This window comes from Stenotrophomonas sp. STM01 (assembly GCF_014852135.1).
Classification (GTDB): Bacteria; Pseudomonadota; Gammaproteobacteria; order Xanthomonadales; family Xanthomonadaceae; genus Stenotrophomonas; species Stenotrophomonas capsici.
In genome coordinates this window covers 1,390,236-1,416,271 of record NZ_JACVBA010000001.1, presented here as the reverse complement: position 1 = coordinate 1,416,271, position 26,036 = coordinate 1,390,236, and the positions used below count along the sequence as shown (strand labels likewise).

The following is a 26,036-nucleotide window of genomic DNA, read 5'->3' as shown; positions in this document are numbered from 1 at the left end:
CAGAGGAGGAGTGCGTGAACGCGGTAGTCCATGACGCCAATGTTGCGGCCACGCCTGCCGAACGCATCGTCCAGGAGCTGCTCGCGCAGGGCCGGCTGAAGGACGCCGACCTGCAGCGTGCGCGGCAGTTGCAGCGCGAGTCCGGCGGCGACCTGCTGGTGCTGCTGGCGCGGCTGGGGCTGGTGTCCGAGCGCGACCATGCCGAGGCCTGCGCGCGGGTGCTGGGCCTGCGCCTGCTGGCCGCGCGTGACGTCCCCGAGCACCCGCCCGAGCTGGTGGAAGGGGCCGAGCCGGTGCCGCTGCGCTTCCTCAAGCAGTTCCTGGTGTTGCCGCTGGGCGAACAGCAGGGCCGCGTGCGCGTGTGGATGGCCGACCCGCAGGACGGCTATGCCATCGACGCGATGCGCCTTGCCACCGGCTGCGACATCGCCCCGGTGGTCGGCCTGCGCAGTGAAGTGGACGAGGTGATCGAGCGCTGGCACGGGCAGGGCCGCAGTGCGATGGGCACCATCCTGGAGTCGGCCGACGGCGAGGCCGCGCCGCTGGATGACATCGAGCACCTGCGCGACCTGGCCTCCGAGGCGCCGGTGATCCGCCTGGTCAACCTGCTGATCCAGCGTGCGGTGGAGCTGCGCGCCTCGGACATCCACGTCGAGCCGTTCGAGAACCGGCTGAAGGTGCGCTACCGCGTCGACGGCGTGCTGGTCGATGGCGAAAGCCCGCCGGTCAACCTGACCGCCGCGGTGATCAGCCGCATCAAGATCATGGCCAAGCTCAACATCGCCGAGCGCCGCCTGCCGCAGGACGGCCGCATCATGCTGCGCGTGCAGGGCAAGGAGCTGGACCTGCGCGTGAGCACTATGCCCACCGCGCATGGCGAGAGCGTGGTGATGCGTCTGCTCGACCGCGAGGCGGTGGTGTTCGACTTCCAGCGGCTCGGCTTCGACGATGCATTCATGCCGCAGTTCAGCCGCGTGCTGGCGCAGCCGCACGGCATCCTGCTGGTCACCGGCCCGACCGGTTCGGGCAAGACCACCACGCTGTACACCGCGCTGAGCCAGCTCAACACCGACAAGGTCAAGATCATCACCGTCGAGGACCCGGTCGAGTACCAGCTCGAAGGCATCAACCAGATCCAGGCCAAGCCGCAGATCGGGCTGGACTTCGCCAGCGCGCTGCGCGGCATCGTCCGCCAGGACCCGGACATCATCATGATCGGCGAAATGCGCGACCTGGAAACCGCGCGCATCGCCATCCAGTCCGCGCTCACCGGCCACCTGGTGCTGTCCACGCTGCATACCAACAACGCCGCCGGCGGCATCACCCGCCTGCTCGACATGGGCGTGGAGGACTACCTGCTCACCTCCACCATCAACGGCATCCTCGCCCAGCGCCTGGTGCGCCGGCTGGAGCCCACGCATGCACAGCGCTACCCGGCCTCGGCCGAGGAGATCGAACGCTTCAACCTGCGCCGTTACCAGCCGCATGGGCAGATCCACCTGTACCGGCCGCAGCCATCGGCCGTTGCGCCCACCGGCTACAAGGGCCGCACCACCATCGTCGAATTCCTGGTGATGGACGATGCGCTGCGCAACGCGGTGATGCGCAAGGCCGGGATGGGCGAGATCGAGCAGATCGCGCGTGCCGCCGGCATGCGCACCATGTACGAGGACGGCATCATCAAGGCCCTGCGTGGCCAGACCACGCTGGAAGAAGTCCTGCGCGTGACGGAGGACGCATGAACCTCCTGCTGCACGTGGAGCGGTCGTCCTGATGCCGTTGTACCGCTACAAGGCACTGGATGCCCATGGCGAACTGCTGGACGGGCAGATGGAGGCGGCCAGCGATGCGGACGTGATCGCGCGCCTGCAGGAGCAGGGCCACATGCCGGTCGAGGCGAAGCTGGCGACCGGTTCGGCGTTCGAGGGCGCCAGCTGGAAGCAGTGGCGGCAACGCCCGTTCGCCGGCGCCATGCTGGTGCAGTTCACCCAGCAGCTGGCCACGCTGCTGGGTGCCGGCCAGCCCTTGGACCGTGCGCTGGGCATCCTGCTGGAAGCGCCGGAGGACGCGCGTTCGCGCCGCGTCATCGCCGACATCCGCGACACCGTGCGTGGCGGTGCCCCGCTGTCGCAGGCGCTGGAACGCCAGCATGGGCTGTTCTCGCGGCTGTACGTGAACATGGTGCGCGCCGGCGAAGCCGGCGGCAGCCTGCATGAAACCCTGCAGCGCCTGGCCGATTACCTGGAGCGCAGCCAGGAGCTGAAGGGCAGGGTGATCAACGCGATGATCTACCCGGCCATCCTGCTGGTGGTGGTCGGTGGCGCGCTGCTGTTCCTGCTGGGCTACGTGGTGCCGCAGTTCGCGCAGATGTACGAAAGCCTGGACGTGACCCTGCCATGGTTCACCCGCGCGGTGCTGGAGATCGGCCTGCTGGTGCGCCAGGGCTGGATCGTGTTCATCGTGGTGCCGGCGCTGGCGCTGCTGTGGATGGAGCGCAAGCGCCGTGATGCCGCGTTCCGCCTGGCCTTCGATGCCTGGCTGCTGAAGCGGCCGGTGGTCGGGCCGCTGGTGGCGCGGCTGGAGACCGCGCGGCTCAGCCGCACGCTGGGCACGTTGCTGCGCAACGGCGTGCCCTTGCTGGCCGGGTTGGGCATCGCCCGCAACGTGCTGGGCAACCGCGCCCTGGCCGGCGACGTGGCCGAGGCCGCCGAAGCGGTGAAGAACGGTGCCGGCTTGTCCGGCGCGTTGTCGCGCAACGGCCGCTTCCCGCGGCTGGCGCTGCAGATGATCCAGGTGGGCGAGGAGTCCGGCACGCTGGAAAGCATGCTGCTCAGGACCGCCGACACCTTCGACGTGGAAACCGCCCGCAGCATCGACCGCATGCTCGCCGCGCTGGTGCCGGTGATCACCCTGCTGCTCGCCTCGGTGGTCGGCGTGGTGATCATCGCGGTACTGGTGCCGCTGTACGACCTGACCAACGCCATTGGCTGACCCCCGACCTCGCCGACAAGGAAACCTGCATGAAGCGAACCATCCGACAACCGTCCTTCCACGCGCGCCAGGCCGGCATGAGCCTGCTGGAGATCATCATCGTCATCGTGCTGATCGGCGCGGTGCTGACCCTGGTCGGCAGCCGCGTGCTCGGCGGCGCCGACCGCGGCAAGGCCAACCTGGCCAAGACCCAGATCCAGACGCTCAGCGGCAAGGTGGAGAACTTCAAGCTCGATACCGGCCGCCTGCCGGCCAAGCTCGACGACCTGGCCACCCAGCCCGGTGGTGTCAGTGGCTGGCTCGGCCCGTACGCCAAGCCGGCCGAGTTCAATGACCCGTGGGGCAACCCGGTGCAGTACCGCGCGCCGGGCGAAGGCCAGCCGTTCGACCTGATCAGCCTGGGCGCCGATGGCCAGCCGGGCGGCGACAGCTACAACGCGGACATCCGCAACCAGTAAGCGGCCATGCCTGCGCTGACCGCCCCGTTCCGGCCGCGCCGCCTGCCCGCAGGCGTGCGGGCGCGCATGTCCGGCGTGTCGCTGCTGGAGATGCTGCTGGTGCTGGCGCTGGTGGCCGCCATCGCGCTGGTCGCGGCGATGGCGATGAGCGGCGGGCTGGAAGGCATGAAGCTGCGCTCGGCCGGCAAGGAGGTCGCCGCCGAACTGCGCTACGCACGCACCCGCGCCATCGCCACCGGCCGGCCGCAGGCGTTCGCGCTGGACGTGCGCACGCGCCGCTGGACCGGTCCCGGTGGTCGCCACGGTGAACTGCCCGACACGCTGTCGGTGCGTTACACCGGCGCGCGCCAGGTCCAGGTGCGCGGCGACGAGGGCGTGGTGCGGTTCTTCGAGGATGGCGCATCGACCGGAGGGCGCATCGAGTTGAGCGCGCGCTCGGCGGTGTGGCGCATCGACGTGGGCTGGATCACCGGCGAGGTGCGTTCGGGCCTGTTGCAGGGGGCGGTGCAATGAAGCGGCAGCGAGGGTTCTCGTTGATCGAGGTGATCGTCGCCTTCGCGCTGATGGCGCTGGCCGCGACCCTGCTGCTGGGCAGTCTTTCCGGTGCGGCGCGCCAGGTCGGCATGGCCGAGCACCAGGGCCGTGCGTCGCTGCACGCGCAGTCGCTGCTCGCCGGCGCCGGCATCGATGCACCCCTGGCCGCGGGCGTGCGCCAGGGCGAATGGGAGCAGGGGCGGTACCGCTGGACCCTGCAGGTGACGCCATTCGTCGAGCCGCGCCAACCGCAATCGCGGTTGTGGCTGCTGGACCTGCAGGTGCGCTGGGGCGATGCCGCGGCCGAACAACTGCGCTGGCGCACGTTGCGGCTTCGCGCCACGGGCATGGAGGGCACGCAATGAGGCCGGGCCGTCCCGCGCGTGGCTTCACCCTGATCGAAGTGCTGCTGGCCACCGCGTTGCTGGCGGCCGGCATGGCGTTGGCGTTCGCCATCGTGCGCTCGACCCTGGCGATCAGCACGCGCGGTGAACTGATCGCCAGCCAGAACGAACGCATGCGTGGCGTGGAGGGTTTCCTGCGCCGGCGCCTGATGGCGACGCTGACCCAGCCGTTGCCGGCTGAACCTGGCTCGCTCAGTGCCGTGGCGGTGATGTTCGATGGCCAGCCACAGCAGATGCGCTTCGTCGCCGATGTGCCGGGCTACCTGGGCCGTGGTGGTCCGTACCTGCATGACCTGCAGGTCAGCGGCGACGGCGCCAGGCAGCAGCTGCGTATTGACCTGACCCTGCTGCAGAACGGCCAGCCGTTGCCGGAGAACCCGCCACGCGGCAGCGAGCTGCTGGTCGACGGGCTCAGGCAGGTTCGCCTGCAGTACCGCGGCATCGACCCGCAGAGCGGGACGATGGGGCCATGGCAGGATCGCTGGAACGTGCCGGGACGGATGCCGGCCCTGGTCGCCATCGACATCGTGCCGGCCGAAGGCGCGGCCTGGCCGACGCTGGTGGTGGCGGTGCCGCAGTACGGCGCCACCCCGGGAGGCTGGCGATGAGGGCACGCGGCGCGGCGCTGGTGCTGGTGCTGTGGCTGGTGGCGCTGCTGACCGCCACCATCGGCGCGTTCGCGTTGAGCGCGCGGGTGGAATACATGCAGGGCAAGGTGACGGCGGACCTCGGCGCAGGCCAGGAGATCGCCCATGCCGGCGTGGACTACGCGCTGTCGCGCATGCACGCCACGCCGACCCAACCGGCCTGGCACGCCGACGGCCGTCGCTATCGCTGGCAGTTCGATGGACGCACGGTGGAGCTGCGCGTCATCGACGAGGCCGGCAAGGTCGACCTGAACCAGGCCGACCGCCCCCTGCTCGAAGGCCTGCTGCGGGCGCTGGGGGTGGAGGCCACGCGCGCCACGCAGGTGGCCGGCGCGGTGCTGGACTGGCGCGACGTCGACGACCTGCGCCAGCCCAGCGGCGGCGCGGAAAGCGCCGACTATGCCGCGGCGGGGTATCCCTATCCGGCCAAGAACGCCCGCTTCGACAGCATCGGCGAACTGCAACGCCTGATCGGCATGGACGCGGACCTGTACGAGCAGTTGGCCCCGTTGGTGACGGTCTACGGCCAGGCGCGGCCGGATGCGCGCTTGGCCCAGGCACCGGTACTGACCGCGATGGGCATGGACGCGGCGCTGGTCATCGCCGCGCGTGAACGCGAAACCCCCGGGGGTGGCGGTGCGGTGGGAGGCGGCAGCGGCATTTATAGTGTCGACAGCCGCGTGCGGATGGGGGACGAACGCGAAGCGGTGCTGCGCACGGTGGTGCGGCTGGCGCCGGAAGGCGCCGCCGGCATGCCGTATACGGTGGTGCGGTGGGAACAGGGAGCGGTATCGAGATGACGGCGTTGCGGGAAAGACTGGGACAGCTGGGGACGCGCATCGCGCCGGGGGCCGGGGGCTTCTGGTCGTGGTGGGTGTCCTCGCTGCAGTCGTGGTTGCCGGCGCGCTGGCGCCTGCTGCTGGGGGTGTCCGGTGCGCGGGTGCTGTTGTCGCCGCAGGGCGGGCAGGTACACGTGCTGCAGGCGCAGGGCGCCGAAGCGCTGTTGCAGCAGTCGCTGCAAGCACCGTTGTTGCCGGAAGCACTGGAGGCCGCATTGTCGCCGCGCGATGCGCGGCTGCCGCGTTGCGCGCTGCTGCCGGCCGGCAAGGCGTTGCGCAAGCCGATGCGCCTGCCGGCCGCCGCCGACGGCCGCCTGCATGACGTGCTGCGCTTCGAGATCGACCGGCAGACCCCCTTCACCGCCGAGCAGGTGTACTTCGACGTGCGATTGCTGGGGCGGCAGGCCGATGGCCAGCTGGACGTCGAGCTGGTGGTGGCGCCGCGCACCGTGGTGGAAACCCTGCTGCTGCCACGCGAGGCGTGGCAGGGCCAGCTGGATGGCGTGGACGTGGCCGATGCCCAGGGCCGGCCGCTGGGCGTGAACCTGTTGCCGGCGGCACTGCGCCGGCAGCGCCAGGACCCGATGCGCCGGCTCAACCGCATGCTGGTGCTGGGCAGCGCGGTGCTGCTGGTCCTGGCCGGTTGGCAACTGCTGGACAACCGTCGCCAGGCCGCGGCCACGCTCGCCGCGCAGGTGGAAGCGGCCTCGGTGCGTGCACGCGCCGTGGCCACGCAGCGGCAGCAGCTGCAGGACTTGGTCGATGGCCAGGCCTTCTTCGCCCAGCAACGGGCCGCCCAGCCCACCGCCACCGAAGTGATCAACGAACTCAGCCAGCGCCTGGACGACGACACCTCGCTGGAAAAGCTGTCCATCGAAGCCGGTCGCATGCAGCTGATCGGCATGAGCCGCAGTTCCTCCTCGCTGGTGTCCCGGCTGGAGGGTTCCAGCCTGTGGAAGACGCCTTCGTTGACCGGCGTGCTGCAGGCCGGCGGCAGCGACCGGCGCGAACGTTTCACCCTGACCGCCGAGCTGCTGGCGCCACGGAAGGAGGCCGCCGATGGCGCCGCAACCCGCACCCCGTGACCGTTGGCTGGCGCTGGGCCTGCTGCTCGGCCTGGTCGGCCTGGCCTACCTGCTGCTGGTGCATCCGTTGTGGACGCAGCCGATGCGGGCGGTCGGCGAACAGATCGACGCGCTGCTCGAGCGCCGGCAGCGCATCGACATCCAGATCCGGCAGGCACCGCAGGTGACGCAGCGGCTGCAGCAAGCACAGCAGGCGTTGGCCACCGAGCCCGGCTTCATGCCGGAAACCTCGGTGGAGCTGGCCACCTCGCGGCTGGTGCAGCGGCTGGAGGAAGCCGCGCGCCAGGCCAGCCCGGACAACCGCAGCTGCGCGATCAGCGACCGTTCACCGATGCCGGCCGATACCACCGGCCGCTTCGTGCGGGTGGCGGTGCAGGCACGCCTGCGCTGCGGCATGGCCGAATGGATGGCCGTGCTGCAGGCGCTGGAAACCGGCGCACCGCAGCTGCGCGTGGACCGGTTGGACATCCTGTCCTCGCCCGGTGGCAGCGAAGGCAGCGTCGGGCTGGATGTCAGTTTCGAACTCAGCGGCTACCTGCCGCCCGGCGTGGTGGCCGGCGCCAACCCGGAGGTGACCAATGCGCCCTGACGTGGCGGGCCTGCGGACCTGGTGGCTGGCCGCGTTGGGCGGCTGGGCGTTGGCGGTGTGGACGGCCACGCTGTTCGGGCTGGGCGGCCGCATCGGCGATCCCGCCACGGCGCTGGAGGTGCCGGCACTGCCGGCCGTGCCGGTGGCCGACCCGCCGCGCGCCACGGCCACCGACAATGCCGAAGCCATGGCGCGGCCCTTGTTTGCCAACGACCGGCGCCCGCACCCGTTCGTGCTGGGCGACGGCACCGAGCCGGCAGCGGTGGCCAGCGTGCGCCTGACCGGCGTACTGATCACCCCGGGCATGGAGATGGCGACACTGACCACCGAGCAGGGCCAGTCGCTGCGGTTGCGGGTGGGCGGCGAGGCGCAATCGGGGTGGCAGCTCCTGTCGCTGCAGCCGCGTGCGGCGGTGGTCAGCGGGCCGTCGGGCACCTTGAACCTGGAACTGCAGGTGTTCAGCGGCAGTGGCAAGCCGGAAGGCGTGCCGCCGCCCGGTACCGCACCCACGCCGCAGGTCCCGCCACCACCGCTGCCACCGCCGCCGGCCAATGCCGCGGCCGAGCCGGCGGCGCCGACCGCCGAACAGATCCAGGCGATCCGTGATCGCATCCAGGCCCGCCGCAGGCAGGCGCAACAACAACAGGCCGGCGCCCCCGGCGGCCAGAAACCGTAGAGTGAGCGCATGACGTCACGCATAGTCCCCATCACCCTGCTGATCGGCGCCCTGAGCGGTTGCGCCACCACGCCGGTGCCCGAGATCCGGCGCAACGCGGCGGTGGGCAACGACATCGCCGCGCCGCAGGCCGGCGAACCGGCCACCACGCGCGGGTTGACCCCGACCGACGCCCCGCAGGAAGTGGAGGGCCAGAGCCGGGCCGTGATCCGCCGTGGCAATGGCACGGTGATCAACCGCGCTGCGGCTTCGGCGCCGGCGCCGTCCCTGTCGGCGGCCGGCAATGGCTCGGCGGTGTTCAACTTCGAAGGCGAGTCGGTGCAGGCCGTCACCAAGGCCATCCTCGGCGACATGCTGGGCCAGAACTACGTGATCGCACCGGGCGTGCAGGGCACGGTGACGCTGGCCACGCCCAAGCCGGTGTCGCCGGCGCAGGCGCTGAACCTGCTGGAGATGGTGCTGGGCTGGAACAACGCCCGGCTGGTGTTCAGCGGCGGCCGCTACAACGTGGTGCCGGCCGACCAGCCGTTGGCGGGCACCGTCGCACCAAGCACCGCTCCGGCCTCGGCCGCGCGTGGCTACGAAGTACGGGTGGTGCCGCTGCAGTACATCTCCGCCAGCGAGATGGAGAAGGTGCTCAAGCCCTACGCGCGGCCCAACGCCATTGTCGGCATCGACGGCTCGCGCAACGTCATCACCCTGGGCGGCACCCGCACCGAGCTGGAGAACTACCTGCGCACGGTCGAGATCTTCGACGTGGACTGGCTGTCGGGCATGTCGGTCGGCGTGTTCCCGCTGCAGTCCGGCCGTGCCTCGCAGGTGGCCAGTGACCTGGAGAAGGTGTTCGGCGAGGGCAGCAAGACGCCCAGCGCCGGCATGTTCCGTTTCATGCCGCTGGACAACGCCAACGCCGTGCTGGTGATCACCCCGCAGGCACGCTATCTGGACCAGATCCAGCAATGGCTGGACCGCATCGACAGCGCGGGCGGCACCGCGCGGTTGTTCTCCTACGAGCTGAAGTACATCAAGGCCAAGGACCTGGCCGATCGCCTCGCCGAAGTGTTCGGCGCGGGCAGTGGGTCGCGGGGGGCGTCCGATGGCGGGCCCTCGCTGGCGCCGGGCGGCAGCGCGGTGTCGATGGGCGGAGGCACCTTCGATCCGTCCTCCGGCCCGGACAGCAAGCTGTCGGGCGGCGACGGCAGCAGCTTCGCCGACAACGGCAATGGCGGCAGCTTCGGTGGCAGTGGCAGCAACGGCGGTGGTGGCAGCGGCGAGAGCCTGTCGCTGCCTTCGCGCGGCACCGGCAACGGCAGCGTGACGCTGGAAGTGGAGGGCGACCGCGTGGGCGTCTCGGCGGTGGAGGAAACCAACACGCTGCTGGTGCGCAGCACGCCACAGGCGTGGCGCTCGATCCGCGAGGTGGTCGAGAAGCTCGACGTGATGCCGATGCAGGTGCACATCGAGGCGCAGGTGGCCGAAGTCGCGTTGACCGGCGAGTTGAGCTACGGCGTGAACTGGTATTTCGAGCAGGCGGTCAATGCCGCCACCACTGCCGGTGGTGCAGGCCTGCCATCGGCACTGGGGCGCGGCATCTGGGGCGACATCTCCGGCGCGATACTACCGGGTGACGGCAAGGGCGGTGGTGGCCTGAGCTGGACCTTCCTCGGCAAGAACGCCGCCGCGGTGATCACCGCGCTGGACCAGGTCACCGACGTACGCCTGCTGCAGACGCCCTCGGTGTTCGTGCGCAACAACGCGGTGGCCACGTTGAACGTGGGCAGCAAGATCCCGGTGTATTCGGTGTCGGTATCGGGCATCAGCGACAACCAGTACGCGCAGGTGCAGTACCTGGAAACCGGCACCATCCTCAAGGTGCGGCCACGCGTGACCCGCGATGGCATGGTGTTCCTGGACATCGTGCAGGAGGTCAGTTCGCCCGAAGGTGATCCCGACGAGAACGGCAACGTGCGCATCAACACGCGTCGCATGAAGACCGAGGCCGCCGTGAATGCCGGTGACACCGTCATGTTGGGCGGCCTGATCGAGGACAGCGCCACCAAGGGCTCCTCGGGCTTGCCGGGGTTGAGCCGGCTGCCGGTGATTGGTGGCCTGTTCGGCCGCAAGACCCAGAACAGCCGCCGCAGCGAGGTGATCGTGCTGCTGACCCCGACCATCGTGCGCAATCCGCAGGAAGCACGGAACCTCACCGACGAATACGGCAGCAAATTCCGCGCCCTGGACCCGATCAACAAGCCCAAGGCGGGCCACTGAGCATGGGCCTGCCTGTCATCCTGTTGCCGGTAGGCGTGGATGACACGGCCCTGGATGCCTGCCTGGCGGCGCTGGAAGCATCCACGCCGGCCGGCACGCCGGTATGGCTGGCCGACGATGGCCAGTCCGGTCCGCGCGGGCAGGCGGTGATCGAGCACTGGCTGGCGCATACACGCCTGCAGGCCGAATACACCCGGCGCCCGCGGCCGATCGGCGAATCGGCGCATCTGGACCAGATGCTGCAGGCCTGCGGCGATGCCGACGTGGTGGTGCTGGCCCCCAACGCGGTGCCCGGCAGTGGCTGGCTGCAGCAGCTCAGCGAGTGTTTCGCGCGCGATGCGGCCATCGCCACCGCCACGCCCTGGAGCAACGCCGGCGAAACCGTGTCCTGGCCGCGCGCCGGCGAGGTCAATCCACTGCCGGTCGACCCGCAACGCATGGCGTTGGCGCTGGCGGCGATGCCGTTGCTGCATCCGGAACTGCCGTCGGCGGTGACCCACGCGGTGTTGATACGCGGCAGTGCGCGTCGTCGTGCCGGCGGCCTGGACATCCACAGCTATGGCTCGTGGTACGCCGCGCTGGTCGACCTGAGCCTGCGCATGAGTGGGCTGGGCTGGCGCAACGTGCTGTGCGACAACGCCTTCGTCGGCCGCGCCGGCGAAGGGCAGCCGGGCGATGGCGACATGGAGGTGCTGGCCAATCGCTGGCCGACATGGACCGCGCGGCTGGCCGGCTTCCTGATGGATGACCCGTTGCAGGCCCATCGCGCGCTGCTGCAGCAGCTGGTCGAGCAGGCGATAATGCCGCAAGCCCAGCGCGACCTGTTCGATGCCTGCGGTTCCCTTCCAGGCGCGGAGCCGTTGTGAGTCAGTCGATTGCCGTTGTCGTCGTCAGCTACCAGAGCGCGAGTACCTTGGACGAATGCCTGGCGCGACTGCGTGCCGCGCAGGATGTCACCGAGATCCGCGTGGTCGACAACGCCTCGTTCGACGGCTCGCTGGAGATCGCCCAGCGCCACGCGCTCGCCGATGCGCGCGTGCGCTTCATCGCCAACCCCGACAACCCCGGCTTCGCCACCGCCTGCAACCAGGGCGCGGCCGAATGCCACGCGGCGTGGCAGGCGTTCGTCAACCCGGACCTGATGGTCGAGCCGGACACGCTGGCGCGCCTGCGCGACCTCGGCCTGCCGTTGGGTGATTGCCTGCTGGGCGTGGAACAGGTGGACGAGCAGGGGCTGGCGGATGCGGCGGTGCGCCGTCGCGATCCGGATTTCGCCGCGATGCTGCGCCATCCGGGCGCTGGCGCGCGGTTGTCGATCGAGGCCGATCGCTCGGCGCCGCTGCAGGTGGTGCCGGCGTTGTCCGGTGCCCTGCTGTTGATGCCGCGCAGCCTGTTCCAGCGCCTGGGCGGATGGGACGAGGGCTACCGGCTGCATGCCGAGGACCTGGACCTGTGCCGTCGCGCCCGAGAGGCGGGCGCGACCGTGGCCATCGCCAACGCGCTGCAGGTATTGCATGTGCGCGGCGTGTCCAGCCGCGCGCGGCCGTTCTTCGTGGAGTGGCACAAGCACCGTGGCCTGTGGCGCTACTTCCGCAAGTTCGAGGCCCCGCGGCGCAGCCTGCCGGTACGGGTGGGCGTGTGGGGCGTGATCTGGGCGCATGCGGCCCTGCAGGTGCCGCGCCTGCTGTTGCGCTGAGCCCGATCAACGCAACGCGCGCAGCCCCGGGCGCCGGTACGCAATCCCGGCGCTTCCGGCAGGTCATGCCGGGATTGCATCCCGCCCGCGTTGGATCTGCCACGTGGACCGGAACGGACGTCCTCCAGGGGCGCGGGGCCGCATGGCCTGCAAGCCAGGCTGAACGGGTCGTCCGGGCTGCTGCACGGATTGCCACCGGCCCCGGCGCATAATGTGGGCATGATCATCCAATCCCTGCTCGACACCGACCTCTACAAGTTCACGATGATGCAGGCGGTGCTGCACCAGTACCCCGGCGCCATCGTCCAGTACCGGTTCAAGTGCCGCACGCCGGGCATCGACCTGGCCCGCTACATCGACCAGATCAACGCCGAGATCGATCACCTGTGCAGCCTGCGCTTCAGCGCCGAGGAACTGGAGTACATGCGCCGGCTGCGTTTCGTGAAGCCGGACTTCGTCGATTTCCTGGGCCTGTTCCACCTGGACCGCAAGTACATCACGCTGCGCCCGTCGAGCACGGTGCCGGGCGAGATCGAGCTGGACATCACCGGCCCATGGCTGCACACCATCATGTTCGAGGTGCCGCTGCTGGCGATCATCAACGAAGTATGGTTCCGCAACACCACCACGCCCGACTTCGCCGAAGGCGAGCGTCGCCTGCAGGCCAAGACCGCGCTGCTGCGCGACACGCCGGGCTTCGCGAACTGCCGCATCGCCGACTACGGCTCGCGCCGCCGCTATTCGCGGCAATGGCACGGTACCATGCTGCCGATGCTGCGCGATGCGCTCGGCCCGCAGTTCGTCGGCACCAGCAATGTGCACTTCGCGCGCCTGTACGGCATGACCCCGCACGGCACGATGGCGCACGAGTACCTGCAGGCGTTCCAGGCGCTGGGGCCGCGCCTGCGTGATTCGCAGGTGGCGGCGCTGGAGTCGTGGGCGCGCGAGTACCGCGGCGACCTCGGCATCGCGCTGTCCGACGTGGTTGGGCTGGAGGCCTTCCTGCGCGACTTCGACACCTATTTCTGCAAGCTGTTCGACGGCGTGCGCCATGATTCCGGCGACCCGTTCACGTGGGGCGACCGCATGCTGGCCCACTTCAAGGCCAACCGCACCGACCCGACCAGCAAGATCCTGGTGTTCAGCGACGGCCTGAACATCGAGAAGGTGATGCAGCTGTTCGATTACTTCCGTGGCCGCTGCCAGGTGGCGTTCGGGGTCGGCACGCACCTGACCAACGACCTGGGCCCAACCCCGCTGAACATCGTCATCAAGATGGTCCGCTGCAATGGCCAACCCGTCGCCAAGCTCAGTGATTCGCCGGGCAAGAGCATGTGCGATGACCCGGGTTACCTGGCCTACCTGCGCCAGGTATTCGAGCTCAAGTGAGCGCCTGGCGTCACTTTGTGACGAAGGCATGGACAAAGCTGGCCTGCGAATGAACGCAGGCCGGTAAGGAAAATTCCGACTTCCAAACGTGAAGGGCGTCACGCTATTGTATTGCCATTGGGACAGGCAATGCGGTTTGATCGATCACAGGAGTGGGATCTGATCCGTTTTGCCCAATGGGGGGAAGGCGGGCTACCGCGTGGTTGAGCCGTTTGTCGTGCAGGTTGTCATGACAGGTCCGGATTGCCAGGTGGTGGCTGGCCGTCTTTCGGATTCGTCGACGAAGGCCAAGCCTCGTAATGCGCTTACCGTTTTCAGAAGCACTGTTTGCGAACACTCGGCCCGCGGTGACGCGTTGGTCGCGATTGATGGCGCGCGTGTTCCACTTCTGTGCGGCGATGGCGCCGGCGCTGCTGATCCTGTGGTTGATGCAGGTGCATGCCGGTGGCGCGATCCGCACCTATCTCGCGCTCTCCGCCGCCGCGGGCCTGCTCACCGTGCTGGTGTTCGGCGCCTTCGGCCTGTACGGGCGCGAGATGTTCAGCAACCAGCTGATGCTGCGCACGACGGTGGTGGCGTGGTCGGCCAGCTTCGGACTGGTGTTGCTGCTGCACACGCTGTTCCGGGTGATCGCCTACCTGCCGATCAAGATGGCCGTGCTCTGGTACGGGGCCACCTTGCTGCTGTTGCTGGCCGGGCGGCTGGTGATGCTGATCTTCTTCCAGCGGCAGATACGCCAGGGCCACTTCGTGGGCCGTTCGGTGATCCTCGGTGCGACCGAGAACGGTGGCCGCCTGGCCCGCCACATGCAGCAGAACGCGGACATCAGCTCCGGCCTGCTGGGCTTCATCGATGACCGCGCGCCGGACCGCATCGACTCCAGCCTGCGCCCGCAGCTGATCGGCAACTTCGCGTTGCTGGAGCAGCTGATCCGCGCCAACGAGGTCGACCAGGTGCTGATGGCGCTGCCGGCCAGCGCCGAAAGCCGCAACCACCACTATGTCGCATTGCTGCGCAAGATGCCGGTGGAGGTGTTCCTGGTGCCGGAGATGCAGGCCTTCAACTATGCGCTGCCGCGCGTGGCCGAGATCTCCGACGTGCCGATGCTGGTGGTGTCCGAGCCGCCGCTGCAGGGCTGGGCGCCGGCCTACAAGCGTGCCGAGGACCTGGTGCTGGCGTCACTGGCGCTGCTGTTGCTGTCACCGCTGATGGTGCTGGTGGCGGCGCTGATCAAGCTGGATTCGCGCGGGCCGGTGCTGTTCCGGCAGCGCCGCTACGGCTACAACCAGCAGCTGATCGAGGTCTACAAGTTCCGCTCGATGTACCACGACCAGCGCGACATGGACGCCGCGGTGCAGACCCGCGCCGGCGACCCGCGCGTGACCCGGGTCGGACGCTTCATCCGCAAGAGCAGCATCGACGAGCTGCCGCAGCTGTTCAACGTGCTGGCCGGCAGCATGTCGATGGTGGGCCCGCGCCCGCATGCCACCGCGACCAAGGCGGCCGACATCCCGTTCGAGGAGGCCGTGGCCGATTACGTGGCCCGGCACAAGGTCAAGCCCGGCATCACCGGGTTGGCGCAGGTGCATGGCTATCGCGGCGAGACCGACACGCTGGAGAAGATCCAGAAGCGCGTGGAGTACGACCTGGCGTATATCGAGAACTGGTCGCTGGGCTTGGACATCTTCATCCTGCTGCGCACCCTGCCGGCGGTCCTGTCGATGAAGGCGGCGTACTGATGGCCGCCCGGCGCGTGGTGCTGGTGATCCCGGTGCGCAACGGCGAGCCGTTCCTGGAGCGCATGTTGCCGGCGCTGCGGGCGCAGAGCCTGCAGCCGGACGAGATCCTGGTCATCGACAGCGCCTCGCGTGACCAGAGCGTGGCGCGCTGGCGTGCGTTCGGCGCACGCGTGGTGGAGATCGACGCGGCCATCTTCAACCACGGTGGTACGCGCGGCTGGGCGTCCACGCTGGTCGAGGCCGACGTGCTGATCTACATGACCCAGGACGCGATCCCGGTGCCGCCGGACGCATTGGCCAGGCTGGTCGACGGCCTGTATGCGGCCGATGACATCGGCGTGGCCTACGGGCGCCAGCTGCCGCATCCGGAGGCCGGGGTGCTGGCGCGGCATGCACGGGCGTTCAACTACCCGGCGCAGGGGCGCATCAAGCGCCTGGCCGATGCCGGCGAGCTGGGCATCAAGACCTGCTTCACCTCCGATGCGTTCTGCGCCTACCGCATGAACGCGCTGGTCGCGGTGGGTGGCTTCCCGCAGGACGTGATCGGCAGCGAGGACGCGCACGTGGCAGGGCGCATGCTGTTGGATGGCTATGCGGTGAACTACGTCGCCGACGCGCAGGCCTGGCATTCGCACGACTACTCCATCGCCGAGGAGTTCCGCCGCTACTTCGACATCGGCGTGTTCTATTCGCGCGAGCGCTGGATCGCCGAGCGCTTCGGGCGCGCCGGCGGCGAGGGCGGGCGCTTCGTCAGGTCGGAGCTGGCCGCGCTGCGGCGCGAGCGGCAGTGGATGCGGGTTCCCGGCGCACTGTTACGCAGTGCTGCGAAACTGTTGGGTTATCGATTGGGGCACCTGGAACGCAGGCTGCCATTGGCGGTCAAGTGCAGGGTCAGCATGTTCCCCGGTTACTGGAGGCAGCAGTGAATACGAGCAGAGTGATGGTGATGGCGTTGTTGGCGATGCTGTGCACGGCGTGCGCGATGCCCAACGTCGTCAAGCTGCCTTCGGGCAAGGTGATCGAGCAGGGCCAGATCACCAACTTCAGCCCCGAGCAGTTGCCGGCGCCGGTGCTGCGGGTCTACACCGGCGACGTGCTGCGGATCGTGCGCGATGCGCAGACCCCGGCCGAGAAGGACGAGGCCACGCTGTACCGGGTGCGTCCGGACGGGATGATCGCCTATCCGTTCATCGGCACGGTCAAGGCCGGTGGCCGCACTCCGGAGGACGTGGGCGATGAGATCACCCAGCGACTGGATGCGATCTACCGCGAGCCGAAGGTGACCGTGAACATCGCCGAGGCGCCCGGCAGCCGCGTCTACGTGGGCGGCGCGGTGCGCAACCCGGGCGTGTTCGACCTGGGCTCGACGGTCAATGTCGCCCAGGCCATCACCGCCACCGGCGGCGTGCTGCCCACCGCCGACAGCCGCCACGTGGCGCTGGTGCGCCAGGACGAGCAGGGCATGCAGCAGGTGTACTTCTTCGACTATGCGGCGCTGCTGGGCGCCGGCACCAATGGCAGCCGCAGCATCGGGCTGCAGCGCGGCGACCTGGTGTTCGTGCCCAGCTCGCGCATCGGCAATGCGATCCAGCGCGTGGACATGTACGTCGGCCAGCTGCTGATGTTCCGCGGTTTCGGCGCGTCGGCGAACTACCAGATCAACGAACCTTCCTACAAGATCAACACCCCCGACGGGAGCGTCCCGTGATCGAGATCCGTAGCCTGCGCGACGCGCTGCGCCTGCTCTTCATCTTCGGCAGGGAGTTCAAGCTCGCCCTGCTGGCGACCCTGGCCGTGGTGATCCTGGGCGCGTTCCTGCTGCCCAACCGCTACGTCTCCGATGCCCGCCTGCTGGTCAAGCCGACCGAGAGCGCCAGCGTGCAGCTGCCGGTGCAACCGGGCCCGGACGCCGGCTTCGTGCAGCAGAGCCCGCAGCGCGACCCGCTGCTGGACGAGGAGAAGATGGCCACCAGTGCACCGGTGATGCTGAAGGTGGCGCAGACCTACCTGGCGATGTCCTCGGTGCCGCCGAAGGGGGGCTGGGCCCTGTTCAAGTTCCGCATGGGCCAGGCGCTGTCCTGGTGCAAGGAGATGCTGCGCAACGTGCTGGTCGGCATCGGCCTGATGGACGAGGCGCCGGTGGCGGACCGGCTGGCCGCACGCCTGGCCAAGAAGCTGCAGGTCAGCCATGACCCCGGCTCCAACGTGATGGAGATGCGGGTCAGCTGGAACGACCCGCACGTGGCCCAGGGCATTTCCCGCGCCTGGGTGGATGCCTACTTCGACGAGCGCGCCAAGGCCGCCGGCGGCGAGGCGTTGTTCAATTTCTACGAAGAACAGAACCGCGAGCTCAACGACAGCATCATCGCGCTCAAGCGCCAGCTGCGCGAGCAGTTGCGGGTGATCGACGCCACCAGCGTGGAGCAGCGCATTGAGGACGTCACCGACCAGCTGCAGAAGCTGTACCGCCAGCGCCGCGAGCTGCAGGCCGAGCGCGAGGCGCTGGTGGGCATCCTTGGCTCGGCCGGCCGGCAGCTGCCGGCGGTGGCCGGTGAAGTGGTGACCGAGCGCGAGATCAGCCTCAATCCGGAGCGCGAGGACCTGAAACTGAAGTTGAACGGGCTCAAGCAGCAACGCCTGGACCTGCTGCGCAACTTCAAGGAAGGCGCACCGCCGGTGCGTGCGCTGGACGAGAGCATCGCCGCGCTGGAAGCGGAGATCAACGGCGTGGACGGCAACGTGGTGCGCTCGCGCAACGTCGCGCCGAACGCGCTGGGTGCGCGCCTGCGCCAGGACATGCAGGACGCGCGCCTCAACGTGGCCAAGATCGACGCCAACGTCGCCGAGATCGACAGCCAGATCAAGCAGCTGCAGGGCGAGCGCGAGGAAGTGATGTCGGCCGAGCCGTCGCTGTCGCGGTTGAGCCTGGAGCTGTCCTCGGCGGAGAAGACCTTTGCCCAGTACTCGGACTACCTGCTGCGCGCACGCGTGATCCGCGACCTCAACCGTGCCCGGTTGAGCAACGTGGCGCTGGTCGGGCAGTCCAGCTTCACCCCGTCGCGCGTGTTCCCCAAGAGCATGCTGATGCTGCTGCTGTCGATCCCGGTGGCGTTCGCGGTGGCGCTGGTGGTGGTGTTCCTGCTGTACCTGATGGACCAGCGCATCCATGACGGCGGCCGCCTGGAGAAGACCCTGGGCGTGCCCTTGCTGGCGACGGTGCCGGAAATCCTGCACGACGTGGACGGCTCGCAGCCGCTGCGTGCCGCGCTGTACCGCATCTACTGCCGGCTGCCGCTGGAGCAGATCGCCGCGCAGGGGCTGTCGGTGGGCCTCACGTCCAGCCGCAGTGGCGAAGGCGTGAGCTTCATCGCCTCGCGCCTGGCCATCGTGCTGCGCCAGCAGGGCTACAGCGTGCGCGATGGCCAGCTGCCGGCCGGCCCCGGCGAGGTGGTGCTGGTGCAGGCACCGCCGGTCAGCGACGAGAACGCGCTGATCCAGCTGCGCGGCTGCGACCGCATCGTGCTGGTGGTGAAGACCCGCAGCACCACGGTACCGGCGGTGGAGAACGCGATCGCGTTGCTGCGCGACGCGCTGGGCCATGTCGATGGCGTGGTGCTGAACCGCCGCGTGTTCGAGATCCCGCCGCGTTACTGGAAGCCGATCAGCCGTTGGCTCGGGGCGTACTGAGTGCGGCTTGCCCTGCTCGCGCCGTTGCCGCCGTTGCAGAACGGCATCGCCGACTATGCACAGGCATGGATGACGGCCGTGCGCGGCGCCGGCGTGGAGGTGGTGGTGCCGCCGCAGCGGGAAGGGCAATGGGACACCGCCGATGCCGGCTTCTGGCAGGGCATCGACGGGGTGCACGCCGAACTGGGCGGTGGCCGCGGGCCGGAGTTCGTGGCGCTGGAGCAATTGCGCGCACGCTTCCCGCGGCTGCCATTGAGCGCGACCGTGCATGACCCGGAGCGCCTGATCTGGCGTTCGCCCAGCCCGCCGCGCGGGCTGGGGCGCTGGCTGGCCGCCGCACCGCGGCCGTTGCCGCAGCTGCTGGCGCTGTCGCAGGACCGCCGCACGCTGGCGCGCGAACGCGCGTTGGCGCGTCAGCTCGATGCCGTGGTCACGCTGACCCGCACCGGCGGACAGGTGCTGGTCGAACGCATGCAGGTAGCCGCGGACAAGGTGCATTTCATCGCGCACGGCAATGGCGTGTTCGCGCCGCAGCCGTTGCCGGAGGCGACGCCGCTGCAGTTGCTGTACTTCGGTTTCATCTACCCGGGCAAGGGCATCGAGGACCTGCTCGATGCCCTGGCGCTGGTGCGCCGGCAACGGCCGGAGGCCGCGGTGCGCCTGACCATGGCCGGCGGCAGCGCGCCGGAGCTGGCCTTCGGCAGCCGCGGGGACTATGTGGCCGAACTGCGCGAGCGTGCGCAGCGGCTGGGCATCGGTGACTGGATCCAGTGGCGGCTGGACCTGCCCGCCGCGCAGATCGTGTCCTGCGTGCAGGACCACCACGTGATGCTGCTGCCCTATCGTGATTCGAAGAAGCTGGCGTTGCTCGGGCGCATGCGTGGCACCAGTGGTGCGCTGTCCTGGGCCAATGCCTGTGGCCGGGGCGTGATCGCCTCCGATGCGCGTGCCTTCGCCGAGGAGGTGTCGCACGGCAACGGCGTGGTGTTCGCGCAGGGTGACCCCGCCGCGCTGGCCGGGCGGATCATCGCGCTGGTCGATGCGCCGGCACAGGCCTCGGCCTGGGCCGCCGGTGCCGCGGCGCTGGGACAACAACGGCAATGGCCGCGTATCGCCGCGCAGTTCGCGGCGCTGTTCGCCTCGTTGCAGGAGAGTGGACGATGAACCTTGCAACTGCCCGTCCCGCGAAGCGGTGGTGGCGGCGCGCGGCGCTGCTGCTGGTGGCGCTGGCGGCCCTGCTCGGCGGGGTCAGTGCCTGTGCCAAGGGCGAACGCCCGGCGATGGAGCTGGTGCCGCCGCGCGCGGTGGAGTGGCGCGATTTCCTGGGCGTGAACGCGCATTTCCTCTGGTTCGAACCGGCGCGTTACCGGCAGCAGATGGACCAGCTGCAGGCGTTGGGCCTGCAATGGGTACGCGTGGACCTGCACTGGGACACCATCGAGCCGCGCGAAGGCGTGCTCCGCTGGGACGTGCTGGATCCGTTGATGGCCGAGATCCAGCGCCGTGGCCTGAAGGCCGAGGTGTACCTGGTGGGTTCGGCGCCGCATGCGACCTCGGCTCCGGCCGGCAGCCCGCATCCGGACCAGTACCCGCCCAAGGATCCGGCGCTGTACGCCAAGGCGCTGGTGCTGCTGGCCCAGCGCTACCCGCAGGTCGATGCCTGGCAGGTCTGGAACGAACCCAACCTGCCGGCGTTCTGGCGTCCGCGCGAGGACCCGGCGGCCTATGGCCGGTTGCTGCTGACCTCCGTCAACGCGATGCGCACCGGTGCGCCGGGCCGCCAGGTCGTGCTCGGCGGCATGGGCTACTTCAGCCAGATGCCGACCCGTGGCGGTGGCCTGATGGTGGAGGAGCTGGCCAAGGGCGGCCTGTATTCGCTGGACGTGATCACCGCCTACCACCCGTATTCGCTGTACCCGGAGGGCGACGACCCGAAGGCGATGGATTTCATCCTGCGTGCGCAGCAGGGCAACGCCGCGCTGCGCGCGGCCGGCGCACACGCCATCTGGGCCGACGAGTGGGGCTGGTCGAGCTACGACGGTCCCAAGGAAGAGCAGCCGATCATCGGCGTGCAGGGCCAGGCCGACTACGTCACCCGCCGGCTGGCGCTGATGAGCGCGCTGGACTACGACAAGGTGTTCCTGTTCGCGTTGAGCGACCTGGACAGCCGCGCCGGCGCGCGCGACCGTCGCTACGGCCTGCTGGACGAACGCGCCCAGCCCAAGCCCGTCTACGCCGCCGTGCAGCGCATGCTGCGCCTGACCGGCCCCCGCATCACGCCGGGCAAGGCGCCGGCGCTGGCCACGGTGCCGCCGGGGTTGGTCAGCATCGCCTGGCAACGCGAGGATGGCCGTCGCCTGTGGTTCTTCTGGGCCGACGCGCCCGGCCAGGTGCAGCTGCGCGGCGTGGAGCATGCACAGCTGCACGATGTCCTGGGCGGTGGCGTGCGGGCATTGCAGGCCGACGCCGGCAGCCTGGCCGTGCCGGTCGGCACCACGCTGTCGATCCTGGAGTGGTGATGCGACCGCTGCGCCTGCTCTGGGTGATGCCGTACCTGCCGTGGCCGACCACCAGCGGTGGCAAGCTGCGCCAGTACCACCTGCTGCGTTGCCTGGCCGCACGCGGCCACCGCATCACATTGCTGGTGCAGAGCAAGGTGCCGCTGGACCGCCAGGCACGGGAGCACCTGGAACCCCTGCTCGAGCGGCTGGTGGTGCTGGAGCGACGCCCGCTGAAATCCGTTCGCACCCTGACGGCGGCGCTGTTGTCGCCGGTGCCGTTGCTGGCCTCGGTCAACGGCCATGCACCGGCCTTCGCGCGGGCACTGGACCGCCTGCTGGCCGAGCCGTGGGACGTGGTGCAGCTGGAACACTCCTACATGTACGAACCGTGCCGCGCGCCGCTGCGCCGCCACCAGCGTGACTTCATCGTCAGCGAGCACAACGTGGAATCCACGCTGGCCGAGGTGACCTACAGTCGCCTGCCGGCGGTGCTGCGGCCCCTGGCCGGGCTCGACCGCGGGCGCTACCAGCGCTGGGAGCGGCAGGTGCTGTCGGCCGCGCGCAAGGTGATCGCATTGACCGGCGAGGATGCGCAGGTGTTTGCGCCGTACAGCCGGCAACCGGTGGCGGTGGTGGTCAACGGCACCGACACCGCGGCATTCGCCGACGTGGTGCCTGATCCAGGGCAACGCCGCGTGCTGTTCATCGGCAACTTCGAGTACGCGCCCAACATCGATGCGGTGGAGTGGATGCTGGACGTGATCATGCCCGCGCTCTGGGAGCATTCGCCGGACGTGCGCCTGTGCCTGTGCGGGCACGCATTGCCGACGCAGTGGGCCGGGCGCTGGACCGACCCGCGCATCGAGTGGCGCGGCTTCGTGCCGCGGCTGCAGGGCGTGCAGGCGCAGAGCAGCGTGTTCCTGGCCGCGTTGCGCGATGGCGGGGGGTCCAAGCTGAAGGTGCTGGAGGCGATGGCCGCCGGGCTGCCGCTGGTGGCCACGCCGCAGGCGGTGTCGGGCCTGGCCGTGCAGCCGGGGGTGCATTACGCCGGTGGCGCGCAGGCCGACGCGCTGGTGGCGGCGCTGCGGCAGCTGCTGGAGGATCCTGCCCGGGCACATGCGCTGGGCGAGGCCGGGCGCGACTACGTGCGCCGGCACCACGACTGGAGCCGCTCGGCCGACCAGCTCGAGGCCGTCTACGCGGAGCTGACATGCGCATAGGCATCGACTACCGCCCGGTGACCGCCGCGCCGTACTCGGGCATCGCCCGCCAGGTGCTGGCGCTGGAGCAGGCCCTGCTGGCCAGCGGTCGTGGCGAGCTGGTGCGTTTCAGCATGGCACCGCTGCAGCATCCGCACCGCGCGATCGCCTGCTGTCCGGCGCAGGACGTCCCGGCCGCGGGCCTGCACCGGCCGCAGGCGCGGCTGGCGTTCGAGATCGGCTTCCTGCCCAAGGCGCTGGCCCGGCAGGGCATCGACCTGTACATCGCCACCGCCAACAGCGGCCTGCCGTGGCCGCGTCCGCGCGGGCTCAAGCACCAGGTACAGCTGCTGCACGACCTGTTCCAGCTGACCCTGGCCGGGCGGCATGCCAGCTGGTTGCATGGGCGGGTGTACGGCACGATGGACAGGACGCTGATCGGCCACGCGTTGCGCGCGGCCGACGCGATCTGGACGCCGTCGCAGTACAGCGCGGGGCAGGCGGCGCGGTTGTTCCCGCGCAGCGCCGGCAAGCTCGCGGTGTTGCCCAATGCGGTGGCTGCACTGGCCACGCCGGACCCCCTGCGTGACCCGACCCTGCCGCGCCGTTACTGGCTGGTGGTGGGCACCCGCGAGCCCCGCAAGAACATTCCCTTCCTGCTCGAACACTGGCAGGCCCTGCGTGACGGCGGCCTGCTGCTGCCGGACCTGGTGCTGGTGGGCGACCCGGGCGACGTGCCGGAATGGTTGGCCGACCTGCCGGGCCTGTACTGGCGCAGCGGCCTGAGCGATGCCGCGTTGTCGCGGCTGTACCACGACGCCGAACGGTTGTGGCACCCGGCTACTGCCGAGGGCTTCGGCCTGCCGGTGATCGAGGCGCTGGCCTGTGGCACCCCGGTGGCGGTGGCCACCGGCAGCGCGCTGGATGAAATCACCCCGCGCCAGGCGTTACGTTTCGACCCCCGCGATGCCGACGCGCTGCGCGAAGCACTGCGGGATGCGGCCACCGGCCGGCGCGCGGAGGAAAGCGTTGCCGTGCTGCAGGCCGCGGCGGCGCGCTACGCGCCGGCGCACTACCAGCAGCGCGTGCTGCAGTTGCTGGACGAGGTGCTGCGGTGAAGCTGGGCACCACCGTCGCGGTGCTGTGCGGGGTGCTGTTCGGCAGCCTGCTGCTGGTGCTGCCGCCGTCCAAGTTCTTCGTGCTGCTGGCGGGCTTTCCGGCGGCGCTGGTGGTACTGCGCTGGCCGGTGGTCGGCCTGTCCCTGTTCGCGTTGTCGGCCACGTTCATGCCGTACAGCACGTTGCAGGTTGGCATCCGCTTCACCGTGGCCGAGGCGATGCTGGGCCTGACCTGGGCCGGGATCATGCTGCAGTTGTTCTTCCAGAAGCTGGAGCGTCCGGACTGGGGCGGGGTGGAGCGTTCGCTGCTGTTGTTGATGGCCTTCAGCGCGTTTCCGTTCCTGGTCGGCCAGGTGATGGTGGTGGCCGATGGCAATGGCCCGGTGAACTGGGTGCGCTGGCTGGCCAACCTGTCGCCGCTGCTGCTGGCACCGTTGATGTTGTCGCAGCAGAAGCAACGCGAGCAGCTGATGGTGATGCTGCTGCTGGGCAACCTGGCCATGCTGCTGCTCTCGCTCGGCATGTTCATCAAGTCGCGCAGCGCGCTGGACATGATCCCGATCCTGGAGAAGGCGCGGTACGCGCACCCGGAAGCCCTGCTGGACATCTTCAGCGCCGAGAACGCGCGCCTGGGCACGCCGTGGGTGCATCCCAACCTGACCGGCGGCGCGATGGCCCTGTTCGTGCCGATGGCGGCGTTCCATGCCCTTTACCAGCACGGCTGGCGGCGCCTGCTCGGCGCGGCGGTGGCGGTGCTGGGCACTGCGGCGCTGCTGTTGAGCAGCTCGCGCGGCGCCATCCTGGCCATCGGCGTGATGCTGCTGTGGCTGTCGTGGCTGCGCGTGCCCTACGCGCGGGCGATGGTGCTGGCCGGGGTGCTGGGCGGCGTGGTGCTGGCGGTGAGCTACCCGCCGCTGCAGGACCGCCTGGCCACCATGTTCTCCTCCGACAACGCCAGTACCGAAGTGCGCGTGGACGAGTACAAGCGCTTCCCCGAGGCGGTGGCCCGCTATCCGCTGGGCATCGGCTTCCGTACCGAGCCGCCGGTCCCGGGCAGCGGCCTGCTCGGCATCTCCAACCTGTGGCTGTACTACATGTACAAGCTGGGCCTGCTCGGCATGCTGCTGTACGGCGTGGTGACCTGGCGCTGGTGGAAGCAGGTGCGTCCGCAGGGCAAGGTCACGGCCATCGATGCACGCAATGGCATGTGGATGGGCTGTACCACCGGCCTGCTGGCCGCGCTGGTCACCGGCCTGATCGATCACTACTACAGTTTCACCATGGTGCTGGTCGCACTGTTCTGGCTGGTGATGGGCATGGGGCTGCAGAGCGCCGCTGCCGTGCCGGCCGATGCGCCAGGCCGTCCGTCATCGTCTTCGAGGAAGCAGGCATGAGACATCGTATTTTCCATTCGACGGACCTGCGCTCGCGGCTGGGCGACTATGCCGCGCGCATGGGCGTGGACACGCCGGCGCTGCTGGCCGCCTACGAATGGCTGCTGGCCAACGAGGGCGCGTTCGAGGAACCCAGCGGCGACGAAGTTCGCGTCTCGATCTGTTCGGTGGACATCGAACCGACCCTGCAGGACCCGTTGGGCCGGCGCCTGTACCACGAGCTCAAGGGCGAGGTGCCCACCCAGCTGGTGCCGCGTTACGGCAAGAACTGGGCCACGCTGAAGGACCGTTGCCTGCGGCTGTGGGAACAGGTCTACAACATCGCCATCAACAAGGTGCCGTTCCACTGGGTACGGCTGACCTGGCTGCGCATCGGCGGGGCGAAGATCGGCGAGGGCTCCACCATCTGGCGCAACACCGAGGTGCTGGGCGTGAACAACCTGGTGATCGGCAAGGACAGCGTCATCGCCTGGCATTGCCAGATCGACGCACGCGCCGGGTTGCGCATCGGCGACCACGTCGCCATCGCCTCGCACGTGCTGATCATCGCCGGCACCCATGACCTGACCGCGCCGGAGTTCTGGTCGGTGTCCGCGCCGATCGTGATCGAGGACTACGTGTGGATCGCCAGCCGCGCGCTGGTGGCGCATGGCGCGCACCTGGGACGCGGCTGCGTGATCACCGCCAACACCGTGGTCGCCAAGGAAGTCGCGCCCTACAAGATCATCGGCGGCAGCGGTGCCAAGCCGATGGGTGAGCGGCCGCACAACCTCAATTACAAGGTGGGCGGCAAGAACCTGCTGACCCTGCTGCACTGAG

The 26,036-nt window shown here is 69.5% G+C and carries 24 protein-coding genes; all 24 read left to right on the top strand.

Features of this window, described 5'->3' with window-relative positions; all coding sequences use genetic code 11:
- Positions 1-14 precede the first annotated feature (14 nt).
- Complete coding sequence (gene gspE, locus IB227_RS06630; RefSeq protein WP_243694021.1) at positions 15-1,742, top strand: type II secretion system ATPase GspE; 1,728 nt, start codon at positions 15-17, stop codon at positions 1,740-1,742.
- 31 nt (positions 1,743-1,773) lie between these two features.
- The gene (locus IB227_RS06625; protein ID WP_132865045.1) at positions 1,774-2,991 is read left to right on the top strand and encodes a type II secretion system F family protein; all 1,218 of its coding nucleotides are present in this window, start codon (positions 1,774-1,776) and stop codon (positions 2,989-2,991) included.
- Between the two features lie 29 nt (positions 2,992-3,020).
- The gene (gspG, locus tag IB227_RS06620; RefSeq protein WP_192286726.1) at positions 3,021-3,449 is read left to right on the top strand and encodes a type II secretion system major pseudopilin GspG; all 429 of its coding nucleotides are present in this window, start codon (positions 3,021-3,023) and stop codon (positions 3,447-3,449) included.
- Between the two features lie 6 nt (positions 3,450-3,455).
- Positions 3,456-3,962 (top strand): GspH/FimT family pseudopilin, encoded by a 507-nt coding sequence (locus IB227_RS06615; RefSeq protein WP_225591606.1) that lies wholly within the window; start codon positions 3,456-3,458, stop codon positions 3,960-3,962.
- Positions 3,959-4,348 (top strand): prepilin-type N-terminal cleavage/methylation domain-containing protein, encoded by a 390-nt coding sequence (locus tag IB227_RS06610; RefSeq protein ID WP_192286725.1) that lies wholly within the window; start codon positions 3,959-3,961, stop codon positions 4,346-4,348. The genes IB227_RS06615 and IB227_RS06610 overlap by 4 nt, the downstream gene beginning before the upstream one ends.
- Positions 4,345-4,995, top strand: a complete 651-nt coding sequence (locus IB227_RS06605; RefSeq protein ID WP_192286724.1) for a prepilin-type N-terminal cleavage/methylation domain-containing protein — start codon at positions 4,345-4,347, stop codon at positions 4,993-4,995. The genes IB227_RS06610 and IB227_RS06605 overlap by 4 nt, the downstream gene beginning before the upstream one ends.
- Entirely contained in the window at positions 4,992-5,834 is an 843-nt protein-coding gene (locus tag IB227_RS06600; protein WP_192286723.1) for a type II secretion system protein GspK, read from the top strand. The genes IB227_RS06605 and IB227_RS06600 overlap by 4 nt, the downstream gene beginning before the upstream one ends.
- Entirely contained in the window at positions 5,831-6,958 is a 1,128-nt protein-coding gene (locus IB227_RS06595; RefSeq protein WP_192286722.1) for a PilN domain-containing protein, read from the top strand. The genes IB227_RS06600 and IB227_RS06595 overlap by 4 nt, the downstream gene beginning before the upstream one ends.
- Complete coding sequence (gene gspM / locus IB227_RS06590; protein ID WP_192286721.1) at positions 6,933-7,547, top strand: type II secretion system protein GspM; 615 nt, start codon at positions 6,933-6,935, stop codon at positions 7,545-7,547. Before IB227_RS06595 ends, gspM begins: the two co-directional genes overlap by 26 nt.
- Positions 7,537-8,223, top strand: a complete 687-nt coding sequence (locus IB227_RS06585) for a general secretion pathway protein GspN (protein WP_192286720.1) — start codon at positions 7,537-7,539, stop codon at positions 8,221-8,223. The genes gspM and IB227_RS06585 overlap by 11 nt, the downstream gene beginning before the upstream one ends.
- Positions 8,224-8,232: 9 nt before the next feature.
- On the top strand, positions 8,233-10,494 hold the full coding sequence (gene gspD, locus IB227_RS06580) for a type II secretion system secretin GspD (RefSeq protein ID WP_192286719.1): 2,262 nt from the start codon (positions 8,233-8,235) through the stop codon (positions 10,492-10,494).
- Entirely contained in the window at positions 10,491-11,360 is an 870-nt protein-coding gene (locus tag IB227_RS06575) for a glycosyltransferase (RefSeq protein WP_192287293.1), read from the top strand. Before gspD ends, IB227_RS06575 begins: the two co-directional genes overlap by 4 nt.
- A complete protein-coding gene (locus tag IB227_RS06570; RefSeq protein ID WP_192286718.1) occupies positions 11,357-12,190 on the top strand; it encodes a glycosyltransferase family 2 protein in 834 nt (277 codons plus the stop codon). Before IB227_RS06575 ends, IB227_RS06570 begins: the two co-directional genes overlap by 4 nt.
- 219 nt (positions 12,191-12,409) lie before the next feature.
- Positions 12,410-13,579 carry a nicotinate phosphoribosyltransferase gene (gene pncB, locus IB227_RS06565; RefSeq protein ID WP_132865035.1) on the top strand — a complete coding sequence of 390 codons (1,170 nt, stop codon included), beginning with the start codon at positions 12,410-12,412 and terminating at the stop codon, positions 13,577-13,579.
- Positions 13,580-13,947: 368 nt separating this feature from the next.
- Positions 13,948-15,318 carry an undecaprenyl-phosphate glucose phosphotransferase gene (locus tag IB227_RS06560; RefSeq protein ID WP_225591605.1) on the top strand — a complete coding sequence of 457 codons (1,371 nt, stop codon included), beginning with the start codon at positions 13,948-13,950 and terminating at the stop codon, positions 15,316-15,318.
- Positions 15,318-16,244, top strand: a complete 927-nt coding sequence (locus IB227_RS06555; protein ID WP_192286716.1) for a glycosyltransferase family 2 protein — start codon at positions 15,318-15,320, stop codon at positions 16,242-16,244. Before IB227_RS06560 ends, IB227_RS06555 begins: the two co-directional genes overlap by 1 nt.
- A complete protein-coding gene (locus tag IB227_RS06550; RefSeq protein ID WP_192286715.1) occupies positions 16,241-17,026 on the top strand; it encodes a polysaccharide biosynthesis/export family protein in 786 nt (261 codons plus the stop codon). Before IB227_RS06555 ends, IB227_RS06550 begins: the two co-directional genes overlap by 4 nt.
- Positions 17,023-19,005, top strand: coding sequence for a lipopolysaccharide biosynthesis protein (locus IB227_RS06545; RefSeq protein ID WP_132865031.1), 1,983 nt, complete (start codon positions 17,023-17,025; stop codon positions 19,003-19,005). The genes IB227_RS06550 and IB227_RS06545 overlap by 4 nt, the downstream gene beginning before the upstream one ends.
- The gene (locus IB227_RS06540) at positions 19,006-20,169 is read left to right on the top strand and encodes a glycosyltransferase (protein WP_192286714.1); all 1,164 of its coding nucleotides are present in this window, start codon (positions 19,006-19,008) and stop codon (positions 20,167-20,169) included.
- Positions 20,166-21,524: a beta-galactosidase gene (locus IB227_RS06535; RefSeq protein ID WP_192286713.1), complete on the top strand. Its 1,359-nt coding sequence runs from the start codon at positions 20,166-20,168 to the stop codon at positions 21,522-21,524. The genes IB227_RS06540 and IB227_RS06535 overlap by 4 nt, the downstream gene beginning before the upstream one ends.
- Positions 21,524-22,726 (top strand): glycosyltransferase family 4 protein, encoded by a 1,203-nt coding sequence (locus IB227_RS06530; protein ID WP_225591604.1) that lies wholly within the window; start codon positions 21,524-21,526, stop codon positions 22,724-22,726. The genes IB227_RS06535 and IB227_RS06530 overlap by 1 nt, the downstream gene beginning before the upstream one ends.
- Entirely contained in the window at positions 22,717-23,823 is a 1,107-nt protein-coding gene (locus IB227_RS06525) for a glycosyltransferase family 1 protein (protein WP_192286712.1), read from the top strand. Before IB227_RS06530 ends, IB227_RS06525 begins: the two co-directional genes overlap by 10 nt.
- Positions 23,820-25,217: an O-antigen ligase family protein gene (locus IB227_RS06520; RefSeq protein WP_192286711.1), complete on the top strand. Its 1,398-nt coding sequence runs from the start codon at positions 23,820-23,822 to the stop codon at positions 25,215-25,217. Before IB227_RS06525 ends, IB227_RS06520 begins: the two co-directional genes overlap by 4 nt.
- Positions 25,214-26,035: an acyltransferase gene (locus tag IB227_RS06515; protein ID WP_132865026.1), complete on the top strand. Its 822-nt coding sequence runs from the start codon at positions 25,214-25,216 to the stop codon at positions 26,033-26,035. The genes IB227_RS06520 and IB227_RS06515 overlap by 4 nt, the downstream gene beginning before the upstream one ends.
- The last annotated feature ends 1 nt before the right edge of the window (position 26,036 follow it).